We start from the raw sequence: 25,538 nt of genomic DNA, 5'->3' as shown, positions 1-25,538 counted from the left end.
GAGCCGCACGACACGTGTGCTGCACGTTCGTGCACACGAGTTGCCCGACCTCTCACACAGGCGCACCATCGGAGTCGTCCCACGGAACCGACCCAAGGAAGCGACGCACCAATGTCGAAGAAGACGCAGCCCCGGAACACGGTGACCGCGCTCACCGAGCGCCCCAACGCACAGGTCCTCATCGTCGGTGGCGGTATCAACGGCATCGCCACCTTCCGCGACCTCGCCCTGCAGGGCGTCGACGTCGTGCTCGTCGAGCGCGGCGACTACGCCGGCGGTGCATCGGCCGCCTCGAGCCACATGATCCACGGCGGCATCCGCTACCTCGAGAACGGCGAGTTCCGCCTGGTGCGCGAGAGCGTCCAGGAGCGCAACGGCCTCATCCGTATCGCGCCGCACTACGTCAAGCCGCTGCAGACCACCATGCCGATCTTCTCGACGTTCTCCGGCATCATGAACGCCCCGCTGCGCATGCTCACGCACAAGCAGCGCTCCACCAAGGAGCGCGGCGCGATGCTCATCAAGATCGGCATGACGATCTACGACTCCTTCTCGCGCGACGGCGGCTCCGTCCCGAAGCACGTCTTCCGCACCAAGAAGGCAGCGCTCGAGGACATGCCGGCGCTCAACGAGGACCTGAAGTACACGGGCACCTACTACGACGCCTCCGTGCACGAGCCGGAGCGGCTGGCGCTCGACGTGCTCAAGGACGGCATCGCCGCCGGCACCGGCACCGGGTCGGCCAGCACCGCGCGTGCGACCAACTACGTCGAGGCCGCCGGCACCCGCGACGGCGGCGTGCTCCTGCGCGACCGCGAGACCGGCGAGGAGTTCGCGTTCCACGCCGACGTCGTCATCAACGCTTCCGGTCCCTGGACCGACCTGACGAACCAGGCCTTCGGCGGCGAGACGAAGTTCATGGGCGGCACGAAGGGGTCGCACATCGTCGTGCACAACGACGAGCTGCTCGAGGCGACCAAGGGTCGCGAGCTGTTCTTCGAGAACAACGACGGCCGCATCGTGCTCATCTACCCGCTCAAGGGCCGGGTGCTCATCGGCACGACGGACATCGACGCCGACCCCTCGAAGCCGGTCACGACGACCGAGGAGGAGATCGACTACTTCTTCGGCCTGGTGAAGCACGTCTTCCCGCAGATCGAGGTCACCCGCGACCACATCGTCTACAGCTACTCGGGCATCCGACCGCTCCCCCGCCACGAGGACACCGCCCCCGGCTTCGTGTCCCGCGACTACCGGATCGTCGACACCCCGATCGCCGGGCTGCCGGACAGCACGGTCCTGTCGCTCGTCGGCGGCAAGTGGACGACCTTCCGCGCCCTCGCCGCACACCTGTCGACCGAGGCCACGCAGAAGCTCGGGGTGGCCCGCAAGGTCGACACGACCGGCATGCCGATCGGCGGTGGCAAGGACTTCCCGACGACCGACGCGCAGCGTGCGCTCTGGATCACGGCGCACCGGGACGGTCTCGACGAGTCCGTCGTCGAGGGTCTGCTCGAGCGCTACGGCACCCGCGCCGCAGAGGTCGTCGACGTGCTGATCGACGGCCCGGTCGAGCCACTCGAGTCCGACCCGTCGCTCACCCGCGCCGAGGTCGCGTACTTCGCCCAGCACGAGCAGGCCGTGCACCTGGTCGACGTGGTGCTCCGTCGCACGAACCTCGCCTTCGTGGGCGGCGTCACGATCGACCTGCTCGACGAGCTGGCCGACGTGCTCGCCGAGGCGCTCGGCTGGACGACCGAGGAGCGCGCGGACGAGGTCCAGCGCACGCTCGACGTCCTGCGTGAGTCGCACGGCGTGGTCGTGCCGCTGCACTCGGCGGCGCAGCCCGCGTAGTCCCCAGGACGGTTCCGCAGGACGCAACGTCGGCGGCTCCCCGCAGCGAAGTACCGCTGCGGGGAGCCGCCGACGTTGCGTTCTGCGGACGGGAACGCGACCACGCAACGGACGGGAGGCGCGGTGCCGGTCGGCACCGCGCCTCCCGTCCGTCGTGTGGGCGCCTCAGAACGCGTCGCCGGTCGGGTCCTGCGCCGTCCGGTCGACGAGCTGCTCGCCGCCGACCGGCTCGCCCTCCCAGTCCACCAGGCGCCAGCCGTCCTCGAAGGAGCCCTCGACCTCGACGATCCCCGTGTTCTCCAGGTGGCGCTGGGTGCCGAACTCGTCCGGCGTGTTCTGCGACACCGCACTCGCCCACGTCCGGATCGCGGCACCGTGGCTGAACGCAGCAGCGACCTCGACACCGGTCGCCAGGATCTGCTGCACCGCGTCGTCGTAGCGCGCGAAGAAGTCGTCCCCGCTCTCGCCACCGGGCATCCGGCTCGCGCGGTCCCCCGCCGACCACCCGTGCACGGTCGAGATGTACAGCTGCACCGAGGTCCGGTCGCGCTGGCCCTGCAGGTCACCGGCCTCGATCTCGCGGAGCCCCGGCAGCTCGACCGGCTCGAGCCCGAGCGCCGCGGCGAGCGGCGCGGCGGTGACGTGCGTCCGGACCATCGACGACACGAACAGCCGCTCGATGCCCCGGTCGGCCAGGGCCGCCGGCAGCGCGTCCGCCTGCTGCTGCCCGAGCTCGGTGAGCCCGGGGCCGGGCACCTCGGCGTCGAGGACACCGGTGACGTTCGCGGGGGTCTGGCCGTGACGGATGAGCAGGAGTCGCATGGCCCCAGCGTACGGACGCCCGGTGGGCTACCCCTGGCGGGCCTTCCAGCGGGGGTCCTGCTTGTTGATGACGTACACGCGACCACGGCGTCGCACGATCTGCGAGCCGGGGATCTTCTTGAGCGCCTTGAGCGAGTTGCGGACCTTCACGGGACTTCCTCCTCCACCGCCTCCTTGTTGAGAACGGTTGTCATGTAGGGTACCCGACATGCGTCCCGCCGCCACCACCCTCGTCACCGCCCTGCACGACGCCGACGCCGTCCGCGTCGCCGCCCGGATCAGCGCCGGCCATCGCATGCACGTCACCGGCCACGCCCTCGCCGCCGCCCGGGGCATCGCCGCGCGGCGTGACCAGTTCGACCGCGTTTGCGGCCCGGACGCCGACCACGACCTCGTCGTGACGCTCGCGCCCGAGGTCGACGTCCGCGCGGTCGGCATGATGCTCGCGAACGCCGCCCGCTCGGAGACCGGGGACGACCGGATCCTGCGCCACGTCGTCGCCGTGCTGCGCGCCGACGACGTCGCCCACCTGCTCTGGTCCGACGTGGACGACGCCTTCGTCGCGGCGGAACGGGTGGTCGCCGCCGTCGAGTACGCCACGGTGATTGCGCTCGACCGGGTCGAGCCGCTGTCCGGCCGACGGCGTCGTGCCCTCGTGTCCCTGCTCCACCGCATGGCGCCGCACGCGGTGATCGTCGCGGCGCCAGCGCTGCGAGGCCCGCTCGACCTGCCGGCGTCGAACGGCGGCGCCGCCCGCCTGCTGGCCTCGGGCGCGGGAGGGATGCGCGCGCTCTCGTCCGACGCGGGCCGGGAGGACACGGCGCGCGGTCCGCGGGACGAGCTGGTGACCCTGCGGTACCGGGAACCGCTGCCGTTCCACCCGGGACGCCTCGCCGACGTCATCGCGCACGACCTCGCGGCGGGGGCGAACGGCCGGGTCCTGCGCTCGAAGGGGTTCTTCCGGCTCGCGTCACGACCGGACCACGTCGGGTCGTGGTCGAGCTTCGGGGCGATGCTCGCGCTCGACCCGACCGCGAACCCGTCGTGGGACGAGGACGCCCCGGTCGGTCAGGCGATCTGGTTCGTCGGCGAGCGGCTCGACGTGCACGCGGTCGAACGGGCCCTCGACGGCGCGCTGCTCACGCCGGACGAACTGCTCGCCGGCCCGGATGCGTGGCGGCGGTGGCCGGACCCGTTCCCGGTGTGGCCGGCGCTCGACGCGTCGCACGAGCAGCGGCACGACCGACCCTGACGCCGACCGGTGCGACCGGCACGCGAGGGCCGCGCGCCGACCGGGGCGCAGCGCGGACTGCGCCGTCGCACGCGTCGATCGACACGCGCGACGTCGCAGACCGGCTGCCGAGCGCCGAGCGCCGAGCGCCGGTCACCCGGGCGGACCGTTCCGGTTCAGCGTCGAGCGGCCACCTCCGTCTGGTCCTGCGCCGCGAACGGCAGGTCTCCCAGGTCGAGGTTCGGGTTGGTGTCCTGGGTGAGCACGAGTTCGCGTGCCTCGTCCAGGGACTCCACGGCGGGCATCGACCCGGGGAGCGGCCGCTGCGACGACTCCCGCATGCAGAACACACCGATCGCCCCGACGACGCTCATCGCCACGAGGAAGTACGCAGGCGCGAGCTGGTCCCCCGTGGTGGTCAGGAGCGCCTGCACGATGAGCGGCGTCGTCCCGCCGAACACCGCGATGGCGATGTTGTACGCGAAGCCCATCCCGCCGTACCGGGTCGACGTCGGGAAGAGCGCGGGCAGCGAGGCCGCCTGGTTCGACACCCACAGCGCGGTCATCAGCGCCAGCAGTCCCAGTCCGGCGAGGGTCGACCACTGCGCGCCGTGCCCGATGAGCAGGAAGGCGGGCACGGCGAGCACGACCGTCGTGCCGGCGCCGATCCACATCACGGTCCGGCGACCGATGCGGTCCGACAGCCGTCCGGCGACCGGGAGCATGACGGCGAGCAGCACGAGCACCGGGATGGTGAGGAGCGTGCCGTCGATCGCCGAGTAGCCGAGCGAGTCGGTCAGGTACGTCGGCATGTACGAGGTCAGGGCGTACCCGACGGTGTTCGACGCACCGACGAGCATGATCGCGATGACGATGGGACGCCAGTGGTCACGCACCATGACGAGCACGTTCGCCGGACGACCGCCTTCGGCGTCCTCGCGGGAGGACGCCGCGGCCTCCTGCGCGGCCTGGGTCGCCTGGAACACCGGCGACTCCTCGATGCGCAGGCGGAACCAGATCGCGACCACGCCGATCACGCCGGCGAGCAGGAACGGAATCCGCCAGCCCCACGCGGTCATGGTCTCGTCTCCGAGGGCGACCTGCAGCGCGGTCACCACCGTGGCGCCGAGCGCGAAGCCCATGTAGCTGCCGAAGTCGAGGATGCTCGCGAAGAAGCCCCGCCGGCGGTCGGGGGCGTACTCCGTCACGAACGTCGTGGCGCCGGCGTACTCACCTCCGGTCGAGAACCCCTGTGCGAGTTTCAGCACGACGAGGACGACCGGGGCGACCGCGCCGATCGTCGACCACGCGGGCAGGACCCCGATCAGGAAGGTCGAGGACGCCATCAGGATCAGCGTCGTGGCGAGCACCTTCTGCCGACCCAGCCGGTCCCCGAGCCGCCCGAACACGATGCCGCCCAGGGGCCGCGCGACGTAGGTCGCCGCGAACACCCCGAGGCTGAACAGGATCTGCACCGACGGTTCGGCCGTGGGCAGGAACACCTTGCCCATCGTGACCGCCAGGTACCCGTAGACGCCGACGTCGTACCACTCCATGGTGTTGCCGACGACCATGCCACTGACGGCACGGCGCATCATGCTCTTGTCGACCACCGTGACGTCGCTGACCCGCAGGCGTCGTGGCGGTCGAGTGGTACTGCTGGGGTCGGAACCCATGCGCGATCTCCTCGTGGTGGGGGGCGGGCCGATCCGTACCGGCCCGGAACAGCCAGCAACGGTACCGAGCAACCGAAATGTCATCGGCAGGTGATTCTCAGGTAGCGGCGTGTCACCCGGACGGGGGCCACGCTCGATCCCTACGCCCGCGCCGATGTGCCCGGAGGTCACGAGGCGGTAACGTCTGCCCCGTGGCGATCGAACCGGACACGAAGAACTGGACCTGGGTCATCGAGGCCGCGTGCCCTGACTGCGGCTTCGACGGCGCCGCCCTGGCCTTCCGGGACGTCCCGACGGTCATCGCCGAGAACGCCGCGGCCTGGCCGGAGCAGCTCGGCCGGCCCGACGTGCGCGACCGCCCCGACGACCACACGTGGTCGCCGCTCGAGTACGGCGCGCACGTGCGCGACGTCCACCGGAAGATGACGGAACGCCTCCGGCTCGTGCTGTCCGAGGACGACCCGGCGTTCCCGAACTGGGACCAGGACGCCACCGCCGTCGAGGAACGGTACGGCGAGCAGGACCCGGCGCTCGTGTCCCGCGGACTCGCCGAGGCGGCCGAGGTCGCCGCCACCGCCTTCGCCGCCGTGCCGGACGCGGCGATGACACGGACCGGTCGCCGGTCGGACGGCAGCGTCTTCACGGTCGCGACCCTGGCCACCTACTACGCGCACGACCCGGTCCACCACCTGTGGGACGTGCGCCGCACCGCCGACGGCACGGCCTGACGGTCGCGACCCACGGCCGGACGGGAGGCACGGTGCCGGCCCGGACCGCGCCTCCCGTCCGTCCGTGGTGTCGTCACCCGCGCAGCAGGCACGTCGACGACACGGCGGGCAGCGCGACCGACGCGCTCAGGCGAGCGCGTCGAGCAGGGCTCGCGCCGTGGCGGCGTCGGTCACGAGCTCGTTGATCATCCCGGCGCGGACCGCACCGGTGATGCTCGGCACCTTCGCCGCCCCCACGGCGACACCGACGGCGTGGGGCACCCCGGCCAGGACCTCGCGCGAGGTGCGGACCATCCGTTCGCTTCCGGGGAACTCGATCGGCGAGCCGTCGGCAGCGAAGAAGTTGAGGCAGACGTCGCCGGCTGCCTGGTCGAAGGCCGCGTCCTCCACGGGGATGCCCCGAGCCAGCGCGTCCCGCGTCGGGGTCGGGGCGCCGACGCCGAGGATCGCGCCCTTTGCCCGCCCCCAGAGCCCGACCACGTGCTGGAACGCCGGGTCCTCGTCGAGGGTGGCCCGCATGGCGTGGGACGGCAGCGCCTGGGCGAAGAGGAACGCGGGGATCGCGCCGGAGTGCTCGGCCGCGGTGCGCGTGATCTCGTTGGTCTGGAACCACGGCATCGGGTCCGCCTGCCCGCCCACCGTCGGCACGAGCTGGACCCCGGCGAGCGGTGGCATGCCCGCGTGCGCGACGTCGTACACGGTCCGGCCCGAGGACATCAGGACGGCGTCCCCGGGGACCAGGCCCATCCCCTCGACCGCGGTCGCGATCGGGCCGGCGAGGTCGGCGCCGAGGGTCGCCTGGTGTGTGACGGCCGCCAGGTGCACGGCGCGCAGGCCGAGCACGACCTGCAGCCGTTCGGCGAGCGCGACGGTCTCGTCCTGGAAGGGGTCGACGACCTCGATGCGGACGAGCCCGGCACGCCGGGCCTCGGCGACCAGCCGGCTCACCGTCGGCCGGGAGACCCCGAGGCGCGAAGCGATCTCGACCTGGGTGGCGTCCTCGAGGTAGTACATCCGCGCCGCCTGGTAGACGGTGTCGAGCGGGAAGCGGGCCCGGGACCCCTCGGCGCCGGTGGTGCTCTCGGAGGACATGCTGCGGGACCCTTCGGATCGGTCGGACACTGGGATCGTAGTCCGACCGCGGATCACCGGATCGTGAACCCGCCGTCCACGCGGAGGTCGGCGCCGTTCACCATCGCCGCGCCGTCGCTCGCCAGGAACAGCACCGCTGCGGCGATCTCGGCGGGCGTCGCGAAGCGGCCGGTCGGGATCTCGCGCTGGTGACGGATGCCCGCCTCGTTCGCCCAGGCCGCGCGCCCGAGGTCGGTGAGCACGACGGTCGGCGAGACCGTGTTGACCGTGACCCCGCGCCCGCCCCACTCGAGCGCCAGCACCCGGGTCAGCCCCAGGACGCCGGCCTTCGACGCGCAGTAGGCCGCGTGCCGGTCGAGTCCGACGTGCGCCGCCTGCGAGGCGATGTTCACGATCCGCCCGGTGCCGGCGGCGAGCATGTGCCGACCGACGGCCTGGGCGAGCCGGAAGGTGCCGGTGAGGTTGACGTCGAGCGTCCGGGCCCAGGCGCCGGCGTCGAGGTCCTCGGCGGCGTCGAGCGCGACGATGCCGGCGCAGTTGACGAGCACCTCGATCGACCCGGCCGCGTCGACGACCGCCTGCACCGTCTCGGCCACGGACACGTCGTCGGTGACGTCGCACGCGAGCCCGAGGTGCGCGCCGCTCGCGACCGTCGGCAGGTCCGCCGCGGCGGACGACGCCCCGTCGGCGCGGACGTCGAGGATCGCGACACGTGCCCCACGGGTCGCGAAGGCGCGGGCGATCGCGTTGCCGATGCCGGACGCGCCACCCGTGACGACGGCCGTCCGGCCCGTCAGGTCGTTGGTCAGGTCGACGGTCTGCGGGCCCGGTCGGAGGGCCGTGTCGAGGTCGGTGGTCATGTTCGCTCCCTTGCGCGTCGTGGTCGTGCGGATCGGAACGCTAGCAGAAATTGTGTTCTGGACATCTGTTCTGCCTCGTGTACAGTCGTCGCCGACCCATCGGAACGGGCACCCGCCCGGCTGACCAACGGAGGACCAGCGCATGTCGACGACGACGACCGAGACGACGACGACCACCCCGGGGCACCTCCCCGGACACGACGCCCTGCCGAGCACGATGCGAGCCGTGGTGGTGCACGGCCCCGGTGACTACCGGCTCGAGGAACGCCCCGTGCCCGTGCCCGGACCCGGTGAACTGCTGCTCCGCACGGACGCCGTCGGCATCTGCGCGAGCGACCTGAAGTGCTACCACGGCGCCGCGAAGTTCTGGGGTGACGAGCACCGCCCCGCGTGGGCGGAGGCCGACCGGGTCCCCGGGCACGAGTTCGTCGGCACCGTCGTCGCCGGCGACGACGAGGCCCTCGGCAAGCGCGCCGTGTCCCTCGGCGACCGCATCGCGTGCGAGCAGATCGTCCCGTGCCGGGAGTGCCGCTACTGCCTCGAGGGCGCCTACTGGATGTGCGCCGTGCACGACATGTTCGGGTTCAAGGGCTTCGACGGCGCCATGGCCGAGTACGTGCTCGTCCCGTCGAGGGCCCTGACCCACCCGGTCGACCGAACGCTGCCGGGCCAGGTCGCCGCCTTCGCGGAGCCGCTGTCCTGCGCCTTCCACGCGGTCGAGCGCGGCGACGTCGGGTTCGGCGACACCGTGGTGATCGCCGGTGCCGGCCCGATCGGCCTGTCCGCGATCGCCGGCGCCCGCCAGAAGAACCCGCTGCGGGTCGTCGCGCTCGACGTCGTCGACGAGAAGCTCGCCCTCGCCCGCAAGGTCGGCGCCGACGTGACGATCAACATCGCGCGGGAGGACGCGGTCGCCCGCGTGCGGGAACTCACCGACGGCTACGGCGCGGACGTGTACATCGAGGCGACCGGCCACCCCTCGGCCGTCCCGCAGGGTCTCGCCCTGCTCCGCAAGCTCGGCACGTTCGTGGAGTACTCGGTCTTCAAGGACGACGTCTCCGTCGACTGGTCGATCATCTCCGACGACAAGGAGCTCGACGTCCGCGGTGCCCACCTCGGGCCGCACACGTGGCCGGCCGCCATCAAGCTGCTCGAGTCGGGCACGCTGCCGATGGACGAGATCTGCACGCACCAGTTCCCGCTCGAGGACTTCCAGCAGGCACTCGACCTGGTCGGCGACTCGGCCGGCGCATCGGTGAAGGTCTCGATCGTCCCGTCGCTGAGCGCGCCGACCACGTCCGGGTCGACCACGTCCGCCGCGCGGGCCTGACACAGCGAGGAGTCCCCGCGATGTCGACCACGGCAGCACGCGCCACCACGGCGCCCACGTCCACCCCGACCCGGCCCGAGGGCCGGCTCGACCGGATGGGCATCCCCCGTCCGCTCGCCCTCGGCTTCGTCGCCGTGCTGGTCTTCATGACCGGCAACGGGGTCGAGTCGAACTTCGTCACCCCGCACATGGTCGCGGTCCTCGGCAGCCCCGAGGCCACCGTCGCCACGATCGTGACGTTCTACAGCCTCGCCGCGCTGATCGGCAGTTACGTCTCCGGCGCCCTGTCCGACCTGGTCGGTCCGCGCCGGGTGATGATCCTCGGGTTCGCCGTCTGGGTCGTCCCCGAGGTGATGTTCCTGCTCGCGCTGGACGCCCGGAGCGTGCCGTTCGCCGCCGTCGCCTACGCGGTGCGCGGCTTCGGCTACCCGCTCTTCGCGTTCGCGTTCCTGGTCTGGGTGAACATCACCACGCCGGTCGAGCGCAACGGTGCCGCGGTCGGCTGGTTCTACGTCGCGTTCACCGGCGGCCTGCCCACCCTCGGTTCGCTGTTCGCCATCGGGGCCATCCCGGTGTTCGGGGGCGGCACGGCCGGCGAGACCGGTGCGATGGTCGCATCGATCGGCCTGGTGGTCGCCGGGTTCCTGATCATGCTGTTCGGCGTCCGCCTGCCCAACGGCTTCACCCGGATCGCGCCGGCGGGAGAGAGCGCCTGGCGGGTCCTCACCAGCGGCATCCGCCTGACGGCGACGCGGCCGAAGATCCTGATGGGCTTCCTCGTCCGCCTGATCAACACCGCACCCGAGTTCGGCATGTTCGTCGTGCTCCCCGCGATCATCGCGAACGACCGCGGGTGGGGCCAGGGCCGCTGGCTGCTCATGACCGTCTGCGTCTACGCGACGAACATCCTCGTCAACGCCCTGTTCGGCTGGGTGGGCGACCGGATCGGCTGGCAGCGCACCGTCAAGTGGTTCGGCATCGTCGGCTCCGCGACCGGGCTCGTCGCCTGGTGGTACGTGCCGCAGCTCGTGCCCGCCGGCTCGGACTGGGGCTACGTCCTCTCCGTCGCCGCGGGTTGCGTCTTCGGGTGCCTGCTCGCCGGCTTCGTGCCGATGGGCGCGATCATGCCGGCGCTCGCTCCGGAGCACAAGGGCGCCGCGATGGCGATGTACACCACGGCGGCCGGCGGCGCGGCCTTCCTCGGCACCGGCGTCGTCGCAGCGGTCTTCGCGCTCGGCGGCGGCGGTCAAGCCGTGACCTGGACCTTCGTCGGCCTCTACGCCTGCGCCTTCGTGATGATCCACTTCCTCGACGTTCCCCAGGGACGCCCGCACGGCGGCGCCCGCTGACGCACGTCGACCCGACCCCGGGCGGCGGTGGCCGTCCCACCGCCGCCCGGTCCCCCCGACGAGACCAGCCGGACGAGACCAGCCCGACGAGACCAGCCCGACGAGACCAGCTCGACGAGACCAGCCCGACACGACCCCTCCGACCCCGACCGACGCACCCGGTCGCCCGACCCGATCCCGTCCCCTTCCACCCTGATCCACCAGACGACAGGAACGCACTGCCATGACCACGATCCACGACGACCCCGAGGACTTCGCCGACGACCAGCTCGCCGGCTGGCTCGCCCTCTACGCCGACCGGGTACGCGGCGTGCACGGCGGGGTGGTCGCCCTCCCGACCGAGGGCGCCGACCCGCAGGTCGCCGTCGTCGTCGGCGGTGGCTCCGGGCACTACCCCGCGTTCTGCGGTGTCGTCGGCCCGGGCTTCGCCACCGGCGCCGTGGTCGGCAACGTCTTCACCTCGCCGTCGGCGGCGCAGGTCTACTCGGTCGCGAAGGCCGCCGACCAGGGGCGCGGCGTGGTGCTGTCGTTCGGCAACTACGCCGGCGACACGATGAACTTCGGCCTCGCCGCCGAGCGACTCCGCGCCGATGGCATCGACACCCGGATCGTCGTCGTCACCGACGACGTGGCGAGCGCCGACGAGGTCGCGAAGCGGCGGGGCATCGCCGGCGACTTCTCGGTCTTCAAGGCGATGGGCGCAGCTGCAGCCACCGGCGCCGACCTGGACGAGGTCGAGCGGGTCGGCACCGCCGCGAACGCCGCGACCCGCACGATCGGCGTCGCGTTCTCCGGCTGCACGATGCCCGGCACCACCGAGCCGCTCTTCTCCGTCCCCGACGGGCACCTCGGTCTCGGCCTGGGCATCCACGGCGAGCCGGGCATCCAGGACGTCCCGGTGCTGCCCGCCCGGGAGCTCGCGACGCTGCTCGTCGGCAGGCTGCTCGCCGAACGCCCCGAGGGGGCCGGACCGCGGGTCGCACCGATCCTCAACGGCCTCGGCGACACCAAGTACGAGGAGCTCTTCCTGCTCTGGGGCCGGGTGCTGCCCCTCCTCGAGGACGCCGGGCTCGAGGTCGTCGAGCCGGAGGTCGGCGAACTGGTCACCAGCCTCGACATGGGCGGCTGCTCCCTCACGCTGCAGTTCCTCGACGACGAGCTCGAGCGCCACTGGCGCGCAGACGCCTACACACCGGCGTACCGCAAGGTCGCGGCGCCGGTCGCGGCGCTCGTGCCGGCCACGGCGGTCGCCGAGGCCGCGGCGGAGGTGACGGTCGTGCCGGTGGCGACCGGTGCCTCCCGGCGGGCCGCCGACACGGCGCGCGTCGCCGTCGCGGCGATGGACGTGCTGCTCCGTGCCCAGGAGGAGACACTGGGGCGCATCGACGCGGTCGCCGGGGACGGTGACCACGGACGCGGCATGGTGAAGGGGATCGGCGCGGCCCGTCGGGCGGTCGAGCAGACCGACGGGGAGGCCGGGGTCGCCTTCGTCCTCGGCCGCGCCGGTGCGGCGTGGGCCGAGTCGGCGGGCGGCACGTCCGGCGTGCTGTGGGGTGCGGCCCTCGAGGCCTTCGGGCGCGCGCTCGGCGACGACGCCGAGCACGTGGGCGCGTCCGAGGTCGTCGCGGCGGCGCAGGCGTTCGCGGACTCGATCGTGCACCTCGGCGGCGCGTCCCGCGGCGACAAGACGCTGCTCGACGCGTTGCTCCCCTTCGTCGAGGCGCTGCGGTCCTCGGTCGACGACGGCGCCGACCTGGCCGAGGCGTGGCAGGCGGCGGCAGGGGTCGCGGTCGAGCAGGCCGCGGCGACGGCGGACCTGCGGCCACGGGTCGGGCGTGCCCGGCCGCTCGCCGAGAAGAGCGTCGGCACCCCTGACGCCGGGGCGACCTCGATGGGGATGGTCCTCACGCGCGTGGGCGAGGTGCTCGCCGCGCGCGCGCACCAGCACGAAGGAGTGGCGGCATGACGTTCCGTCTCGTGATCGGCTCGGACGACGCCGGGTTCGACTACAAGGAGGTCCTCAAGCGTGACCTCGAGGCGGACGACCGCGTGGTGAGCGTGGTCGACGTCGGGGTCGGTGCCGACGGGCACACCGCGTACCCGCACGTCGCGGTGGACGCGGCACGGATGGTCGCCGACGGCGAGGCAGACCGGGCGATCCTGGTCTGTGGCACCGGACTCGGGGTGGCGATCAGCGCGAACAAGGTGCCGGGGATCCGGGCGGTCACCGCGCACGACTCGTTCAGCGTCGAGCGCTCGGTGCTGTCGAACGACGCGCAGGTGCTCTGCCTCGGGCAGCGCGTCGTCGGGATCGAGCTCGCACGGCGTCTGGCGAAGGAGTGGCTCGGCTACGAGTTCGACACGGCGAGCGCGAGCGCCGAGAAGGTCGCGGCGATCTGCGGCTACGACGGCTCGGCACCCGTCGGCACCGATGCCACGGCGGTGGGCGGCGGTCCGGTGCGCTGACGGCGGATCCCCAGCCGGTTGTCGGTCACCGGACGTACCGTTCTCGCGAGCCACCACTCGACCGCGAGCACGGCTCGACCGAGGGAGATCCGATGAAGAAGTCAGCCTGGCTGCCCGCCGTCATCGCACCGGTCGTCGTCGCCGGCGCCGTCGCCGCGCCGATGATCGCGAACGCCGCCGCCGACCCCGTCGCGGGCAGTGACCCGAGCGCCGCGGACGTCCTGGCCAGCGTCGCCGCGTCACGGGACGCGCAGTACTCGGGGAAGCTGTCGCAGACGAGCGACCTCGGGCTGCCCGAGCTCCCCGCCGGCAGCGGCGGGTCCTCGCTGCAGGGTGACGCATCCGACGCGCTCGGGCTCCTCACCGCGTCGCACACCGCCCGTGTGTACGTCGACGGCCCGGACAAGCAGCGGTTCCAGCTGACGCAGCAGCTCGCCGAACAGGACGTCGTCCGCAACGGTTCCGACGTGTGGACGTGGGACTCGGCCGAGCGCGCGGCGGTCCACGTCACGCTCCCCGACGGCAGCGGCGGGACGTCGACCGGCGCTCCCTCCGCCGGCACGACGACGCCGGCCGAGGTCGCCGACCGTGCGATCGCGGCCGTCACGCCGAGCACGCGCGTGTCCGACCCGACCGCGGTCCGCGTCGCCGGGCACGCCGCGTGGCAGGTCACGCTGACGCCGAGGTCCTCGGACACCCTGGTCGGGACGGTCCGGCTCGCGGTCGACCAGCAGACCGGCCTGCCGCTGCGGGTCACCGTGACCGCCGCCGGACAGGACGACCCGGCGTTCCAGGTCGGGTTCACCAGCCTCGACTACGGCGCGCCGGCCGCACGCCTGTTCGACTTCACGCCACCGACCGGTGCCGACGTGACCACGAAGGACCTGTCCGACGCCGACAGGCACCGCTCGGGCGGGCACGGGGACACCGGCGACCGCGGTGCCGAGCCGACCGTCACCGGGTCCGGCTGGGACACCGTGGTCGAACTGCCCGCGGGCGGCACGGCCCGGTCGTCCGAGGACGGTGAGGCCTCGGCGCTCCTCGACCAGCTGACGAAGCCGGTCGACGGGGGTCGTGCCGTGCAGACCTCGCTCGTGTCGGTCTACCTGACCGACGACGGGCGGGTCCTGACCGGTGCCGTTCCGGTGTCCGCCCTGGTCGCCGCCGCCAAGTGACGTCAGGAACCGTCCCGGACGAGCAGGCCGAGCACCCCGACCCGCCGCTCGCGGTGCGCACCGAGGCGCTCGTGAAGGTGTTCCGGAAGCAGCGGGCGGTCGACGGCATCGACCTCGCCGTGCCCCGCGGTTCCGTGTTCGGCTTCCTCGGGCCGAACGGGTCCGGCAAGACCACGACGATCCGGATGCTGCTCGGCCTGTCGTCGGCGACGAGCGGCTCGATCGAGCTGCTCGGACGGCCGGTCCCCGGCGCCCTGCGCGAGGTGCTCCCCCGCGTCGGTGCGCTCGTCGAGGGGCCCGCCGCCTACCCGTACCTGTCCGGCCGTGCCAACCTGCAGCGCTTCGACGCCGCCGACCCGGCGTCCGATCCGCGCACCCGGCGGGACCGCGTCGCGGCGGCGCTCGACCGCGTCGGGCTGACGCACGCGGCGGACAAGAAGGCGCACGCGTACTCGCTCGGGATGAAGCAGCGCCTGGGCCTGGCGAACGCCCTGCTCGCGCCGCGGGACCTGCTCGTGCTGGACGAGCCGACGAACGGCCTCGACCCGCAGGGCACCCGCGAGGTCCGGAACCTCATCCGGTCGCTCGCCGACGACGGCACGACGGTGTTCGTCTCGAGCCACCTGCTCGCCGAGATCGAGCAGGTCTGCACGCACGCCGCCGTGATGCGGAGCGGTCGGCTCGTCGCCCAGGGCTCGCTCGACGACCTGCGGGCCACCGGCGGACGCACGCTGACGATCCGCACCCCGGACGTCGGCCAGGCCGGTACCGTGCTCGTCCGGCTCGGGCTCGAACCGCGGCGCGACGTCGGCGCGGACACCCTGGTCGCCGACCTGCCCGCCGACGTCCTGCCCGAGGCGGTCACCGCCGAGCTCGTCCGCGCCGACGTCCGCGTCCGGGGCGTGGCGGTCGGCGGGGGCACGCTCGAGGACCTGTTCGTCGCGCTCACCGGGGAGGGGTTCGATGTCGCAGCCTGAGGCGGTCCGCCGCCGGACGCGCCCGTTCGCGCTGCTCGGGTCCGAGCTCGCGCTCGTGTTCCGGCGTCGACGGACCTGGGCGATGCTCGCGGCGCTGGCCCTGGTGCCGGTGCTCATCGCGATCGCGGTGCGGCTCACGACCGACCGCGACTCCGGTGGTCCGGCGTTCCTCGGGGACATCACGAACAACGGGTTGTTCGTCTCCTTCACCGCGCTCACCGTGTCGATCCCGCTGTTCCTGCCGCTCGTCGTGGGCGTGGTGTCCGGCGACACCGTCGCGGGCGAGGCCTCGCACGGCACCATCCGCTACCTGCTCGTCGCCCCGACCGGTCGCCTGCGCTTCATCCTGGTCAAGTACGCCGGCGCGGTCGCGTTCTGCCTGGCAGCGACGCTCCTGATCGTGCTCGTGGGCGCCGCGGTCGGGGCCCTCCTGTTCCCGATCGGTCCGGTGACCCTGCTCTCCGGTACGCAGGTCGACGGGTGGTCGTACGCCGGCCGGGCGGTGCTGCTCGCGCTCTACGTGACCCTGTCGATGCTCGGCCTGTCCGCGATCGGGCTGTTCGCCTCGAGCCTCACGACGGTGCCCGTCGGTGCGATGGCAGCGACGGTCGTGCTCGCCGGGGTGTCGCAGGTGCTCGACCAGCTCCCCCAGCTCGACTGGTTGCACCCGTTCCTGTTCTCGCACCTGTGGCTCGGGTTCGGCGACCTGCTCCGCGACCCGGTCTCGTTCGACTCGTTCGGCGCGAACGCGCTGCTGCAGCTCGGGTACGTCGCGGTCTTCGGTGCGCTGGCGTACGGCCGGTTCGCCACCAAGGACGTCCTCAGCTGACCACCGCCGTCCGCGCACGGATCGGGCCCGGCCTCCTGCAGGAGACCGGGCCCGATCGTGCGGGGGGCTGGCTCAGGCCTGCGGGCTCGCCGACCCGCCGGCCATCGTCTCCGTGTCCGCGCCGCGCTGGTCGGCGTAGCGGTCCCGCAGGTCGCGGGCCTTCTCCGACCGGTACCAGTCGAGCCGCGCGCCGGTCTCCACCGTCTGCATGCCGATGACGACCTTGCCGCGCGAGCGCATCTCCGCCAGGTCCTCGTACGCGTCGACGATGTACTCGAACGGGTAGAAGCCCGAGATCAGCACCTGGACGCGGCGGTCCTGCACGGCCTTCGCGAGCATGGTGAGCAGGTCGCGGGCCTCCTCGTCCTCCGCCGGTGCTCGGAGGAAGCGGATCTCGATGTCCCGCCGTTCCTCGGAGGTCACGAGGCGGTCCGAGGGCACGCCGAGCCGCGCGGCGAGGTCCGCCGCACCGCCGCCGCCGTGGTTGTCGATGAAGGCGGTGATCGGTCGACCGCCCGCGATCTGACGGATGCGGTCCTCCTCGCCGTCGCCGTACGCCACCGGCAGCGTGCCGATCTGACGCAGGTAGTCGTGGTTCCGCGGGCTGCCGAGTGCGATGACGGTCGCGCCGGCGTCGTGGGCGAGCTGGCACTCGATGTGCCCGACGCCGCCCGCCGCCGCGGAGACCACGACCGTGTCGTCCGGTCCCAGCCGCAGGCCGCGGACGACCGTCACCGCCGTCGCACCGGCCAGGTACAGCCCACCGGCGACCTCCCACCCGACGTGTTCGGGCTTCTTCACGACCGCTCCGCGCGGCACGCGGACCCACGTCGCGTGCGCGCCGCCGTCCGGGGCGTGGCCCATGACCTCGTCGCCGACCTTGAGGTCGCGGACCTCGGCGCCGCGCGCACGGACGATGCCGGCGAAGTCGACGCCCTGGTGGGCCGGGAACTCGAGGTCGATGTGGTCGCGCAGCTTCCCCTCACGGAGGAAGCGTTCGACGTGGTTGAGACCGGCCGCGACGACCTCGACGACGACGTCGCCGGGTCCGGGTTCGGGACGTTCCTGCGGGACGAGGTCGACGACGTCGAACCCGCCGTACCGGTCGTACTGCACTGCACTACCGATGCGCATGGGTGACTCCTTCCGTGGGCATGGCTCCGGTGTACTCGCGGCTCCGGGGCGGCGTCCGTGAAGCAGGGGTACTGCTCCGGGACGCGCGGCACCGGTCGCGGTGCGACCGGTGCGGAGGACGGACGGGAGGCACGGTGCGGGCCGACACCGCGCCTCCCGTCCGTCAGGTGGTGGGTCCTCGCCGCGCGCCGGTCACCGAGCGTCCTCCGGTCGTCGACCGCCCGCCGGTCGGCGCGCGGTCAGCGCAAGCCGGGTCCGGCCTGCCGCGCGATGCGCGCCACCGTCTCGGCGTCGAGCACGAACGCGAGCGGGTCCGAGTCGGGCCGCGGCACGCGGACCGGCGTCGACCAGACCGAACCGTCCGCCGCGACGTCGACCACGAGGGCGCCCGCGGCGACGTGCGCGGACTCCTCGTCGTACGGTCCGACCACGTCGGTGTCGTTCGCGACGGCCGGCGCGACCAGCACCGGGACGCCGGCCAGGGTGCCCGCTGCGTGGTGGTGCTGGTGACCGCCGAGCACGACCCGGACGTCCGATCCCGCGAGCACCTCGGCGAGGTCCTCCGGGTTCTGCAACCGGAGCGCCTCGTGCAGCAGCGTCGGGGACGGCAGCGGCGGGTGGTGGAGCACCACGATCGTGCCGTTCGGGACGGGGTCGCCCGTCAGGGCCGCGCGCAGGCGTTCGAGGGCGGTCTCGCTGACCTCGCCGTAGCCCGCCCCGGGGACGCTCGTGTCCACCGTGACGACACGGAAGCCCGCGACCGTCGTCCGGCCGGACACCGGGACGCTCGGCGGCAGGTACTCCATCGTGTGGGCGAGCGGGTGACCGCCCTCGCCGAGCACGTGGCCGTTCGCGAACACCTGTCGGAACCCCTCGCGCTGGTCGTGGTTGCCCGGCACCACGACGAACGCGGCCCCGTGCCGCTCGGCCCAACCGCCGACGCGCTCGCGCACGGACCGGTAGGACTCGGGGCTGCCGTCCTCGGACACGTCGCCCGAGACGACGACGAGTCCGACGCCGGGCACGCCGTCGACGTGGGCGAGCACGGCGTCGAGCGCAGCGGTCGTGTCGACCGACCCCTGGTGCAGGGCGCCGTCACCGGTCAGGTGCGTGTCGGACAGGTGGAGGATGCGGAGGGTCCCGGCTGCTGGCGGCTGCATGCGGCACACGCTAGCGACGCCGGTCACCAGCGGTCTGGGCGGCGCGTTAGCGTTGCCTGGTGACCGACGCCACGATCGACCTGCGCTCCGACACCGTCACCCGCCCCACGCCCGCGATGCGCCGGGCGATGGCCGAGGCCGAGGTCGGCGACGACGTCTTCGGCGAGGACCCGGAGACGAACGCTCTCGAGCGCGAGGTCGCCGACCTGCTCGGGCACGAGGCCGGCCTGTTCACCCCCACCGGGTCGATGGCCAACCAGCTCGGGCTGCGGCTGCACGTCGCCCCCGGCGAGGAGCTGCTCGCTGACGTCCGCGCGCACGTGGTCCGTGCCGAACTCGGTGCGGCCGCGGTGTTCTCAGGCATCACGACGCGCACGTGGCCGTCGGAGCGCGGACGGCTCGTCGCGGCCGCGGTCGCCGAGGTCGCGGAACCGAACGCCGGTGCCTACAGCGTGTCGACGACGGCGATCGCGATCGAGAACACGCACAACTTCGGCGGCGGGACCGTCCAGCCGGTCGACGAGGTCCGTGCGGTGCAGTCCTTCGCGCGCGAGCAGGGCATCGCGGTCCACCTCGACGGCGCCCGGCTGTGGAACGCGCACGTCGCGTCGGGCACCCCGCTCCGCGAGCTCGCCGCCGGCTTCGACACGGTGTCCGTCTGCCTGTCGAAGGGGCTCGGCGCGCCGGTGGGCTCGGTGCTGGTCGGCTCCCGTGAGCACGTCGCGGCGGCCCGGATCTGGCGGAAGCGCTACGGCGGCGGCATGCGGCAGACGGGCTTCCTGGCGGCGGCCGGGCGGTACGCGCTCCGGCACCACGTCGACCGGCTCGCCGAGGACCACGCGAACGCCCGCGTGCTCGCCGCCGCGCTCGACGTCGACCCGGCGACGGTGGACACGAACATCGTGTTCGCCGAGGTGTCCGACCCGGCGGCGTTCGTCACCGCTGCTGCCGAGCGGGGCGTCCGCGTGATGCAGCTCGGGCCGCGCAGCGTCCGGCTCGTGACGCACCTCGACGTCTCCGCCGAGGACGCCGCCCGCGCCGCCGAGGTCCTGGCGGCGCTCCCCCGCTGACGCCGGGTGGGTCAGGCGGGCAGGGCCGCGGCGGACCGGGCGTACCTGGTCGAAACGGGCGTACCGGGTCGAACCGGGCGAACTCGGTCGAACCGGGCTTGCCTGGTCGAACTGTTCCGTCGGGTGTGCCCGGATCCGCCTTCCATCGCACGCGTCCGGGGAAGGATCGTCACCGGATCGAGACGCCGGACGGACTCGGGTCGTGCTCGACTGGACGCATGCGGCGACGACGGAGAGCGGTGGCGGCCGTGGCTTCGGCCCTCGCGACGACGGCGCTGCTCCTGACGGGGTGCACCGAGGCGAGCAGTTCCGCCGGGTCCTGCGCGGCGAACGAGGTCGAGCTCGGCGACTCGGACCTGCGGCCAGGAGGCTCCGTGCAGCTGACGGTGGACTGGCTGTACCGGACGTGCGAGGACACCGGTGGGACCGCCCGCGCCTCGGACGACGTGACCGTGACGATCACCCCCGCGGCCACGGGTCGCAGCGTGTTGCTCGGCCGACCGAGACCGGAGGGACCCGCCTTCACGGTGTCGGGCCGCTTCGCCCTGCCCGCGGACCTGGCACGCGGCGAGGCGGTCCTGGGCGTGCACTCCCACGACGGCGACGGCTCGGGTGCCGATGTGCCGGTCACGATCCGCTGAGCAGGAGCGGACCGGCGTCAGGCAGTGACCGACTGACGACGATCGAGCTCGTCGAGCAGGGTCGAGGTCGTGCGCAGGGTCCTCGGTGTCAGGACGAGCACGGCCACGAGGAGCCCGCAGAACGCCACCGCGGCGAGCCACCAGAGCGGGTGCGAGGTCACCGCCAGCACCACGTACAGCACGGTCGCGGCGCCGAAGGAGAGGGGTGCGGACCACCGCTGTCGGAGGGTGACCGTGCGACGGTGCTCGACCGCGCGACGCCAAGCGACCACGTCGACGTCCGGCGGCAACACTCCGGTGCGCAGCGCACGGCGGAGCGACCGGTCACCCGCCGCAGGACCGGCGGCACGTCGCTGTCCGGCGGTCCAGCCGCCGAACACCACGCCGAAGAACACCGCCGCGACGACCGTACCGAGCGCGAGCTGCAGCGTGGGGACGTCGGGCAGCACCAGCCGCACGGCGACGAACCACGGCAGGCCGAACAGGAGACCCGACAGGAGCATCGTGCGGACGGTCGAGTGATCAGGGCGAGGACGCACCGGCTCAGCCCGCCAGGATCACCCGAGGGACGCTCAGGCGGGAACGGTCGAGCGGGCCACCGGGAGCGGGAACGCGAACGGGTCGGCGTGCACGACGTCGAGCGCCCGGGTGACGGTGCCGAGCACGACGACGTCGCCGCCGAGCCGGGAGGCCACGACCTCGGGCGTCGGGTCGTACCCGCCCGTGGCCAGCTGCTCGCGGGCGCGCTCGATCACGGGGGCCGCGGCATCCGCGATCGCTCCGGCCACGACCACGCGGTCGATGTCGAGCAGGCTCGCGAGCAGCACGCAGACGCGGGCGAGGCGGTCGCCCAGGCGGTCGACGACCTCGAGCGCGACCGGGTCGAGCAGCGCCGCTGCGGCGAACACCGCCTCGGCCCCGGGCTCCTCGTCACCACCGAGCAGGGACCCCGCGTCGACGCGCCCCTCGGCGCGTGCCTCGCGGACGAGCGTGCGGGCCGTGCGCCCGATGCCGTCGGACGACGACACGCCGTCGACCAGGTCGAGCACGCGGAGCTCCCCGGCACCACCACGGGCGCCGCGGAGCAGCACGCCGTCGACGACCAGGCCGGCTCCGAACCGCTCGCCGGACAGGAGCGCGGCGAACGACGCGTCCCCCGAGGACGGCCGTTCGGCGAGCGCGGCGGCGTTCGCGTCGTTCTCCACCACGACGAGCCCGTGCGGCACGACGTCCGCGAAGCCGGGGTTCATGCTGTCCCAGAAGCCGCCGTCGTCGGGCGAGATCCCTGCGGCGTCCACGGGCGCCGGGATCCCGACGACGGTGACGAGCACGCGCTCCGGGTCGACGGCGGCCGCGGCGAGCGCCGACGCGATGGTCTCCGCCGTGGTCCGGAGCCGGACGGGGACGTCGAGGCCCGACTCGCCGAGCGCGCCCTCGCTCCGACCGAGCACCCGGCCGCGCAGGTCGGCGACGAGCGCCGTGACGCGGTGCTGCCCCGCGTCGACGCCGACGACGAACCCGGCGCGCGCGTCGAGCTCGTAGCGGCGTGCAGGGCGGCCCTTCCGGTACTCCCCCGCGGCGCGGGCGTCGTCGAGGTCACGCAGCCACCCGAGCCGGGTGAGCTCGGTGCAGGCGGCGAGCACGGTCGACCGGGTCAGGCCCGTCGCGTCGATCGCCTCGGTCGCGGTGAAGGCCCCGGCGCCGGACGCGGCAGTGTCGAACGCGAAGGCCAGGACCGTCTCGGCGCTGGTCGCGCGGGTGGTCTCACGGCGCTGTGGCATGCGGTGACCCTACCGCGCACCGACTTGCTTGCGCGATTAGATTTTCTGAGTACATTTAGTCCCGCGAGCCGACACAGACGCCGGCACGCGGACCGGAACGGCAGGGACGCCGGGTCCGGACGGACGGAGACGACGTGCAAGCACACGCCATTACCAGGGGCACGGCCGGGGTCACCCGCCGCGGGTTCCTGCTCGGTGCGGGCGGCATCGGCGCCGGCCTGGCACTCGCCGGGTGCGCCCCGCTCGGAGGATCGAGCAGCCGACCCGAGACCATCACCTTCTACGTGTCGAAGCCCGAGGTCATCGGGTACTTCGACGACGTCATCGCGAAGTTCCACGACAGCCAGTCGAAGATCCGGGTCGTCCGCGACTCGACGTCGAACATGTCCGCGAACTTCGTCCGGAACCGGCCGCCGGACCTCGGGTGCCTGAACTACAACTACGCGATGGTGTCGTTCGTCGAGCACGGGGCACTCACCGACCTGTCGGACATGCCCGAGAAGGACACGATCAACCCGGACCTGTGGCCGCTCATGCGGCAGACCGCCGAGTACCCGGGTCGCACGAGCGTCCTGCCGTACTCGGTGACCGCCGCGTCGGTGATCTACGACAAGACCGTGTTCGCCCGGCAGGGGCTCGAGGTGCCGACCACGTGGAGCGAGTTCCGGGCCGTCTGCGAACGGCTCGTCGCAGCCGGCATCACGCCGATGTACGGCACCTACAAGGACAACTGGACGATCGCCCAGGGCATGTTCGACTACTCGGTCGGCGGCATGCTCGACGTTCCGGCCACCTTCGCCGCCCTCGACCGCGAGGGCACCTCGGTCGGTCGGGGCTCGGAGGTCTCGTTCGAGCAGGACTTCGCCGCACCGGTCGACCGGATGGTGGACCTGCTGCAGTGGCACCAGCCCGGTGCCGCGAGCCGCGCGTACGGCGACGGCAACCTGGCGTTCGCGCAGGGCAAGGCCGCGATGTACCTGCAGGGGCCGTGGGCACTCGGTGAGATCGCGAAGACGAACCCGGAGGCCGACCTCGGCACCTTCCCGTTCCCGGCGACCGACGACGCCGCCGACAACAAGGTCCGCGTGAACGTCGACCTCGGGCTGTGGATCCCCGAGGCGTCCCGCAAGCAGGAGGCGGCGCGCGAGTTCCTGTCGTTCCTGATGAGCCCGGCGGTCAGCGACCAGTACAACGCCGACAACAACGGCTTCGGTGTCCGCAAGGACTCGCCGCCGGTGTCGAACCCCGCACTCCGCGGCATGCAGGACTCGTACGACCGCGCCGCCTTCTACCTCGGCGCCTCGCAGCTCATCCCCGCCGAGATCCCGGTGGCGAACTACCTGCAGTCCATCGCCTTCGGCGGTGCGCCCGAACCGCAACTCCGCACCCTCGACGGCGACTGGGCGCGACTCGCGCTCCGGTCGGCCGCGTAAGGAGACGACCTTGGCCACCACGACCACCGAATCGATCACGACGGCGGACCGCCGCCGACGGGGCGGAGCCGCACCGCGCCTCCAGGCCGGCAGCCGCGGACGCGGGAAGCGCGTCGACCCGCTCTTCCTCGTGTTCCTCGTCCCCACGCTCGTGCTCTTCACGCTCGCCATCACGCTCCCCGCGGTGATGGGCATCGTGCTGAGCTTCACGAACTCCGTCGGCTTCGGCGAGTTCCGGTTCACCGGCCTGACGAACTACGTCGCGGTGTTCTCCGATCCCGCGATCCTGCAGGCGTACCTGTTCACGATCGGGTTCTCGCTCGTCACCGTGCTCCTGGTGAACGCGGTCGCGTTCCTGCTCGCGATCGCGCTGACGTCGAAGATCCGCGGCAAGATCGCGCTCCGCGCGGTCTTCGTGCTGCCGATGGTCATCTCCGGCATCGTCATCGCCTACGTGTTCTCGTTCCTGTTCGCGAACTCCCTGCCGGCACTGGCGACCACACTCGGCTTCGCCCCGCTCGAGCAGAGCATCCTGGCGAACCCCGACCTGGCGTGGGTCGCGATCGTCGTCGTGACCGCGTGGCAGGCGATCCCCTCGACGCTCCTCATCTACATCGCCGGCGTGCTGTCGATCCCGGGCGAGGTCTACGAGGCCGCGTCACTCGACGGTGCCAGCGCGTGGCGGCAGCTGGTCTCGATCACCGCGCCGCTGACGGCGGGCTACATCCTCATCAACCTCGTCATCGGGTTCAAGAACTTCCTGAACTCCTACGACATCATCGTCGGCCTGACCGACGGCGGCCCGGGCACCTCGACCACGTCGGTCGCGATGTCGATCTTCAAGGGCTTCAGCGGCGGCGACTACGCGTACCAGATGGCGAACGCGACGATCTTCTTCGTGATCGCCGTGGTCATCGCCGTGATCCAGCTGCGGGCGACCCGCGGGAAGGCAGCGCTCTGATGACCATGCAAGCACCCCTCCGCCCGGGCACGACCGCCACGGGCACCATCCGGTCGGTCGACGCCGACCGCACCGCCGGGCGCCGCGGCGAGCGCTCCAACTGGCCGGTCACGATCGTCCTGACGCTGTGCACGCTGTCCGTCCTGGTCCCGCTGTACGTCACCGTGACGATGGCGTTCAAGACGACCTCGCAGGCGGTCGACGGCAACGCCTTCTCACTGCCGGCGCCGTTCAGCGTCGACGGCTTCGTGCAGGCCTGGGAGCTGACGGACTTCCCGCGGGCCTTCGGCGTCTCCGTGCTCGTCGCCGCGATCACGGTCGTCGGCACGATCCTGCTCGCCTCGTTCACCGCGTACGCCATCGCCCGGAACTGGGACCGCCGGTTCTTCCGCTGGTCGTTCTTCTACCTGCTCGCGGCGATGTTCCTGCCGTTCCCGGTGCTCGCACTGTCGCAGGTGAAGCTCACCGGTCTGGCCGGACTCGACAACCCGTTCGGCGTCGCGATCCTGCACGTCATGTTCCAGCTGTCGTTCAGCGTGCTGCTCTTCACCGCCTTCCTGCGGTCGATCCCGGCCGAGCTGGAGGAGAGTGCACGCATCGACGGTGCGAGCACGGGGCAGGTGTTCTGGCGACTGGTGTTCCCGCTCCTCGCACCGATGAGCGCCACCGTCGGCATCTTCGCGTTCCTGGCGTCCTGGAACGACTTCGTGATGCCGTCGCTGATCACCTCCGACCCGGCGCTGCAGACCCTGCCGGTGCTGCAGCAGATGTTCCAGACGCAGTTCAGCAACAACTACAACGTGTCGTTCGCCTCGTACCTGATGGCGATGGCCCCCGCGATCATCGTCTACCTGGTCACCCAGCGATGGGTGATGGCCGGTGTGACCCAGGGCGCCATCAAGTGATTCCCGCCACCGCGGCCACGAGCGAAACCGCGGCCGCCACCGCGACCGGCACGTCCGACACCAC

24 protein-coding genes are annotated in these 25,538 nt (G+C 72.6%); 15 read left to right on the top strand and 9 right to left on the bottom strand.

The genetic code is table 11. From position 1 onward, the window contains the following. Positions 1-111 precede the first annotated feature (111 nt). Positions 112-1,854, top strand: coding sequence for a glycerol-3-phosphate dehydrogenase/oxidase (locus tag QUG93_RS03890; protein WP_289472333.1), 1,743 nt, complete (start codon positions 112-114; stop codon positions 1,852-1,854). Positions 1,855-2,019: 165 nt separating this feature from the next. Here QUG93_RS03890 and QUG93_RS03885 read toward each other — a convergent pair whose 3' ends face one another. Both QUG93_RS03885 and ykgO read right to left on the bottom strand, forming a co-directional pair. After that, complete coding sequence (locus tag QUG93_RS03885) at positions 2,020-2,676, bottom strand: histidine phosphatase family protein (RefSeq protein ID WP_289472332.1); 657 nt, start codon at positions 2,674-2,676, stop codon at positions 2,020-2,022. Between the two features lie 27 nt (positions 2,677-2,703). After that, a complete protein-coding gene (gene ykgO / locus QUG93_RS03880; protein ID WP_289472331.1) occupies positions 2,704-2,826 on the bottom strand; it encodes a type B 50S ribosomal protein L36 in 123 nt (40 codons plus the stop codon). Between the two features lie 58 nt (positions 2,827-2,884). Here ykgO and QUG93_RS03875 point away from each other — a divergent pair, with 58 nt between their 5' ends. Then, positions 2,885-3,928, top strand: a complete 1,044-nt coding sequence (locus QUG93_RS03875) for a GTP-binding protein (RefSeq protein ID WP_289472330.1) — start codon at positions 2,885-2,887, stop codon at positions 3,926-3,928. Positions 3,929-4,083: 155 nt separating this feature from the next. Here QUG93_RS03875 and QUG93_RS03870 read toward each other — a convergent pair whose 3' ends face one another. After that, a complete protein-coding gene (locus QUG93_RS03870; RefSeq protein WP_289472329.1) occupies positions 4,084-5,583 on the bottom strand; it encodes an MFS transporter in 1,500 nt (499 codons plus the stop codon). Between the two features lie 191 nt (positions 5,584-5,774). Between QUG93_RS03870 and QUG93_RS03865 the strand changes: the two genes are divergently transcribed. Beyond that, positions 5,775-6,311: a DinB family protein gene (locus tag QUG93_RS03865; RefSeq protein WP_289472327.1), complete on the top strand. Its 537-nt coding sequence runs from the start codon at positions 5,775-5,777 to the stop codon at positions 6,309-6,311. Between the two features lie 126 nt (positions 6,312-6,437). Here QUG93_RS03865 and QUG93_RS03860 read toward each other — a convergent pair whose 3' ends face one another. Together QUG93_RS03860 and QUG93_RS03855 are read right to left on the bottom strand one after the other, a co-directional pair. Continuing rightward, positions 6,438-7,403, bottom strand: coding sequence for a sugar-binding transcriptional regulator (locus tag QUG93_RS03860; RefSeq protein WP_289472326.1), 966 nt, complete (start codon positions 7,401-7,403; stop codon positions 6,438-6,440). A 53-nt stretch (positions 7,404-7,456) separates the two neighbouring features. Next, positions 7,457-8,263 carry a GolD/DthD family dehydrogenase gene (locus QUG93_RS03855; protein WP_289472325.1) on the bottom strand — a complete coding sequence of 269 codons (807 nt, stop codon included), beginning with the start codon at positions 8,261-8,263 and terminating at the stop codon, positions 7,457-7,459. 142 nt (positions 8,264-8,405) lie between these two features. Here QUG93_RS03855 and QUG93_RS03850 point away from each other — a divergent pair, with 142 nt between their 5' ends. The 7 genes from QUG93_RS03850 to QUG93_RS03820 all read left to right on the top strand — a co-directional run bounded on the left by QUG93_RS03850 (position 8,406) and on the right by QUG93_RS03820 (position 16,389). Further along, positions 8,406-9,593, top strand: coding sequence for a zinc-binding dehydrogenase (locus tag QUG93_RS03850; RefSeq protein ID WP_353067760.1), 1,188 nt, complete (start codon positions 8,406-8,408; stop codon positions 9,591-9,593). Between the two features lie 20 nt (positions 9,594-9,613). Further along, complete coding sequence (locus QUG93_RS03845) at positions 9,614-10,942, top strand: RbtT/DalT/CsbX family MFS transporter (RefSeq protein WP_289472324.1); 1,329 nt, start codon at positions 9,614-9,616, stop codon at positions 10,940-10,942. A 223-nt stretch (positions 10,943-11,165) separates the two neighbouring features. Then, positions 11,166-12,908: a dihydroxyacetone kinase family protein gene (locus tag QUG93_RS03840; protein WP_289472323.1), complete on the top strand. Its 1,743-nt coding sequence runs from the start codon at positions 11,166-11,168 to the stop codon at positions 12,906-12,908. Continuing rightward, on the top strand, positions 12,905-13,408 hold the full coding sequence (locus QUG93_RS03835; protein WP_289472322.1) for a ribose-5-phosphate isomerase: 504 nt from the start codon (positions 12,905-12,907) through the stop codon (positions 13,406-13,408). The genes QUG93_RS03840 and QUG93_RS03835 overlap by 4 nt, the downstream gene beginning before the upstream one ends. Before the next feature lie 92 nt (positions 13,409-13,500). Beyond that, positions 13,501-14,583 (top strand): LolA family protein, encoded by a 1,083-nt coding sequence (locus QUG93_RS03830; RefSeq protein WP_289472321.1) that lies wholly within the window; start codon positions 13,501-13,503, stop codon positions 14,581-14,583. Then, on the top strand, positions 14,580-15,560 hold the full coding sequence (locus tag QUG93_RS03825; RefSeq protein WP_289472320.1) for an ABC transporter ATP-binding protein: 981 nt from the start codon (positions 14,580-14,582) through the stop codon (positions 15,558-15,560). The genes QUG93_RS03830 and QUG93_RS03825 overlap by 4 nt, the downstream gene beginning before the upstream one ends. Continuing rightward, positions 15,547-16,389: an ABC transporter permease gene (locus tag QUG93_RS03820; protein WP_289472319.1), complete on the top strand. Its 843-nt coding sequence runs from the start codon at positions 15,547-15,549 to the stop codon at positions 16,387-16,389. Before QUG93_RS03825 ends, QUG93_RS03820 begins: the two co-directional genes overlap by 14 nt. 72 nt (positions 16,390-16,461) lie before the next feature. On the opposite strand, the gene QUG93_RS03815 is transcribed toward QUG93_RS03820, so the two are convergent. Continuing rightward, on the bottom strand, positions 16,462-17,523 hold the full coding sequence (locus QUG93_RS03815) for an NADP-dependent oxidoreductase (RefSeq protein WP_289472318.1): 1,062 nt from the start codon (positions 17,521-17,523) through the stop codon (positions 16,462-16,464). Positions 17,524-17,762: 239 nt separating this feature from the next. After that, complete coding sequence (locus QUG93_RS03810; RefSeq protein WP_289472317.1) at positions 17,763-18,683, bottom strand: metallophosphoesterase; 921 nt, start codon at positions 18,681-18,683, stop codon at positions 17,763-17,765. Positions 18,684-18,742: 59 nt separating this feature from the next. On the opposite strand from QUG93_RS03810, the gene QUG93_RS03805 reads away from it, so the two are divergent. Both QUG93_RS03805 and QUG93_RS03800 read left to right on the top strand, forming a co-directional pair. Beyond that, positions 18,743-19,753 carry a threonine aldolase family protein gene (locus QUG93_RS03805; RefSeq protein WP_289472316.1) on the top strand — a complete coding sequence of 337 codons (1,011 nt, stop codon included), beginning with the start codon at positions 18,743-18,745 and terminating at the stop codon, positions 19,751-19,753. Positions 19,754-20,001: 248 nt separating this feature from the next. Beyond that, positions 20,002-20,394: a hypothetical protein gene (locus tag QUG93_RS03800; RefSeq protein WP_289472315.1), complete on the top strand. Its 393-nt coding sequence runs from the start codon at positions 20,002-20,004 to the stop codon at positions 20,392-20,394. Between the two features lie 17 nt (positions 20,395-20,411). On the opposite strand, the gene QUG93_RS03795 is transcribed toward QUG93_RS03800, so the two are convergent. Together QUG93_RS03795 and QUG93_RS03790 are read right to left on the bottom strand one after the other, a co-directional pair. After that, positions 20,412-20,897, bottom strand: a complete 486-nt coding sequence (locus tag QUG93_RS03795) for a hypothetical protein (RefSeq protein ID WP_289472314.1) — start codon at positions 20,895-20,897, stop codon at positions 20,412-20,414. A gap of 69 nt (positions 20,898-20,966) precedes the next feature. Continuing rightward, on the bottom strand, positions 20,967-22,175 hold the full coding sequence (locus QUG93_RS03790; RefSeq protein WP_289472313.1) for an ROK family protein: 1,209 nt from the start codon (positions 22,173-22,175) through the stop codon (positions 20,967-20,969). Positions 22,176-22,309: 134 nt separating this feature from the next. Here QUG93_RS03790 and QUG93_RS03785 point away from each other — a divergent pair, with 134 nt between their 5' ends. From QUG93_RS03785 to QUG93_RS03775, 3 genes are read left to right on the top strand one after another with little or no spacing between them, the layout of a single operon-like run. Beyond that, a complete protein-coding gene (locus QUG93_RS03785) occupies positions 22,310-23,608 on the top strand; it encodes an ABC transporter substrate-binding protein (RefSeq protein ID WP_289472312.1) in 1,299 nt (432 codons plus the stop codon). A 10-nt stretch (positions 23,609-23,618) separates the two neighbouring features. Continuing rightward, positions 23,619-24,569 (top strand): carbohydrate ABC transporter permease, encoded by a 951-nt coding sequence (locus tag QUG93_RS03780; protein WP_289472311.1) that lies wholly within the window; start codon positions 23,619-23,621, stop codon positions 24,567-24,569. After that, a complete protein-coding gene (locus QUG93_RS03775) occupies positions 24,569-25,474 on the top strand; it encodes a carbohydrate ABC transporter permease (RefSeq protein WP_289472310.1) in 906 nt (301 codons plus the stop codon). The genes QUG93_RS03780 and QUG93_RS03775 overlap by 1 nt, the downstream gene beginning before the upstream one ends. The last annotated feature ends 64 nt before the right edge of the window (positions 25,475-25,538 follow it).

Origin of the sequence: Curtobacterium caseinilyticum, assembly GCF_030363035.1 — a bacterium.
Lineage (GTDB): Bacteria > Actinomycetota > Actinomycetes > Actinomycetales > Microbacteriaceae > Curtobacterium > Curtobacterium caseinilyticum.
The sequence above is the reverse complement of the archived record's forward strand: the minus strand, read 5'-3'. Positions and strand labels throughout refer to the sequence as shown.

Excerpts from the sequence above, each read along its gene's own strand:
- QUG93_RS03890 (WP_289472333.1), top strand. The coding sequence starts at position 112 with ATGTCGAAGAAGACGCAGCCCCGGAACACGGTGACCGCGCTCACCGAG.
- QUG93_RS03885 (WP_289472332.1), bottom strand. The coding sequence starts at position 2,676 with ATGCGACTCCTGCTCATCCGTCACGGCCAGACCCCCGCGAACGTCACC.
- QUG93_RS03875 (WP_289472330.1), top strand. The coding sequence starts at position 2,885 with ATGCGTCCCGCCGCCACCACCCTCGTCACCGCCCTGCACGACGCCGAC.
- QUG93_RS03870 (WP_289472329.1), bottom strand. The coding sequence starts at position 5,583 with ATGGGTTCCGACCCCAGCAGTACCACTCGACCGCCACGACGCCTGCGG.
- QUG93_RS03860 (WP_289472326.1), bottom strand. The coding sequence starts at position 7,403 with ATGTCCTCCGAGAGCACCACCGGCGCCGAGGGGTCCCGGGCCCGCTTC.
- QUG93_RS03855 (WP_289472325.1), bottom strand. The coding sequence starts at position 8,263 with ATGACCACCGACCTCGACACGGCCCTCCGACCGGGCCCGCAGACCGTC.
- QUG93_RS03850 (WP_353067760.1), top strand. The coding sequence starts at position 8,406 with ATGTCGACGACGACGACCGAGACGACGACGACCACCCCGGGGCACCTC.
- QUG93_RS03845 (WP_289472324.1), top strand. The coding sequence starts at position 9,614 with ATGTCGACCACGGCAGCACGCGCCACCACGGCGCCCACGTCCACCCCG.
- QUG93_RS03840 (WP_289472323.1), top strand. The coding sequence starts at position 11,166 with ATGACCACGATCCACGACGACCCCGAGGACTTCGCCGACGACCAGCTC.
- QUG93_RS03835 (WP_289472322.1), top strand. The coding sequence starts at position 12,905 with ATGACGTTCCGTCTCGTGATCGGCTCGGACGACGCCGGGTTCGACTAC.
- QUG93_RS03830 (WP_289472321.1), top strand. The coding sequence starts at position 13,501 with ATGAAGAAGTCAGCCTGGCTGCCCGCCGTCATCGCACCGGTCGTCGTC.
- QUG93_RS03820 (WP_289472319.1), top strand. The coding sequence starts at position 15,547 with ATGTCGCAGCCTGAGGCGGTCCGCCGCCGGACGCGCCCGTTCGCGCTG.
- QUG93_RS03815 (WP_289472318.1), bottom strand. The coding sequence starts at position 17,523 with ATGCGCATCGGTAGTGCAGTGCAGTACGACCGGTACGGCGGGTTCGAC.
- QUG93_RS03810 (WP_289472317.1), bottom strand. The coding sequence starts at position 18,683 with ATGCAGCCGCCAGCAGCCGGGACCCTCCGCATCCTCCACCTGTCCGAC.
- QUG93_RS03795 (WP_289472314.1), bottom strand. The coding sequence starts at position 20,897 with ATGCTCCTGTCGGGTCTCCTGTTCGGCCTGCCGTGGTTCGTCGCCGTG.
- QUG93_RS03790 (WP_289472313.1), bottom strand. The coding sequence starts at position 22,175 with ATGCCACAGCGCCGTGAGACCACCCGCGCGACCAGCGCCGAGACGGTC.
- QUG93_RS03775 (WP_289472310.1), top strand. The coding sequence starts at position 24,569 with ATGACCATGCAAGCACCCCTCCGCCCGGGCACGACCGCCACGGGCACC.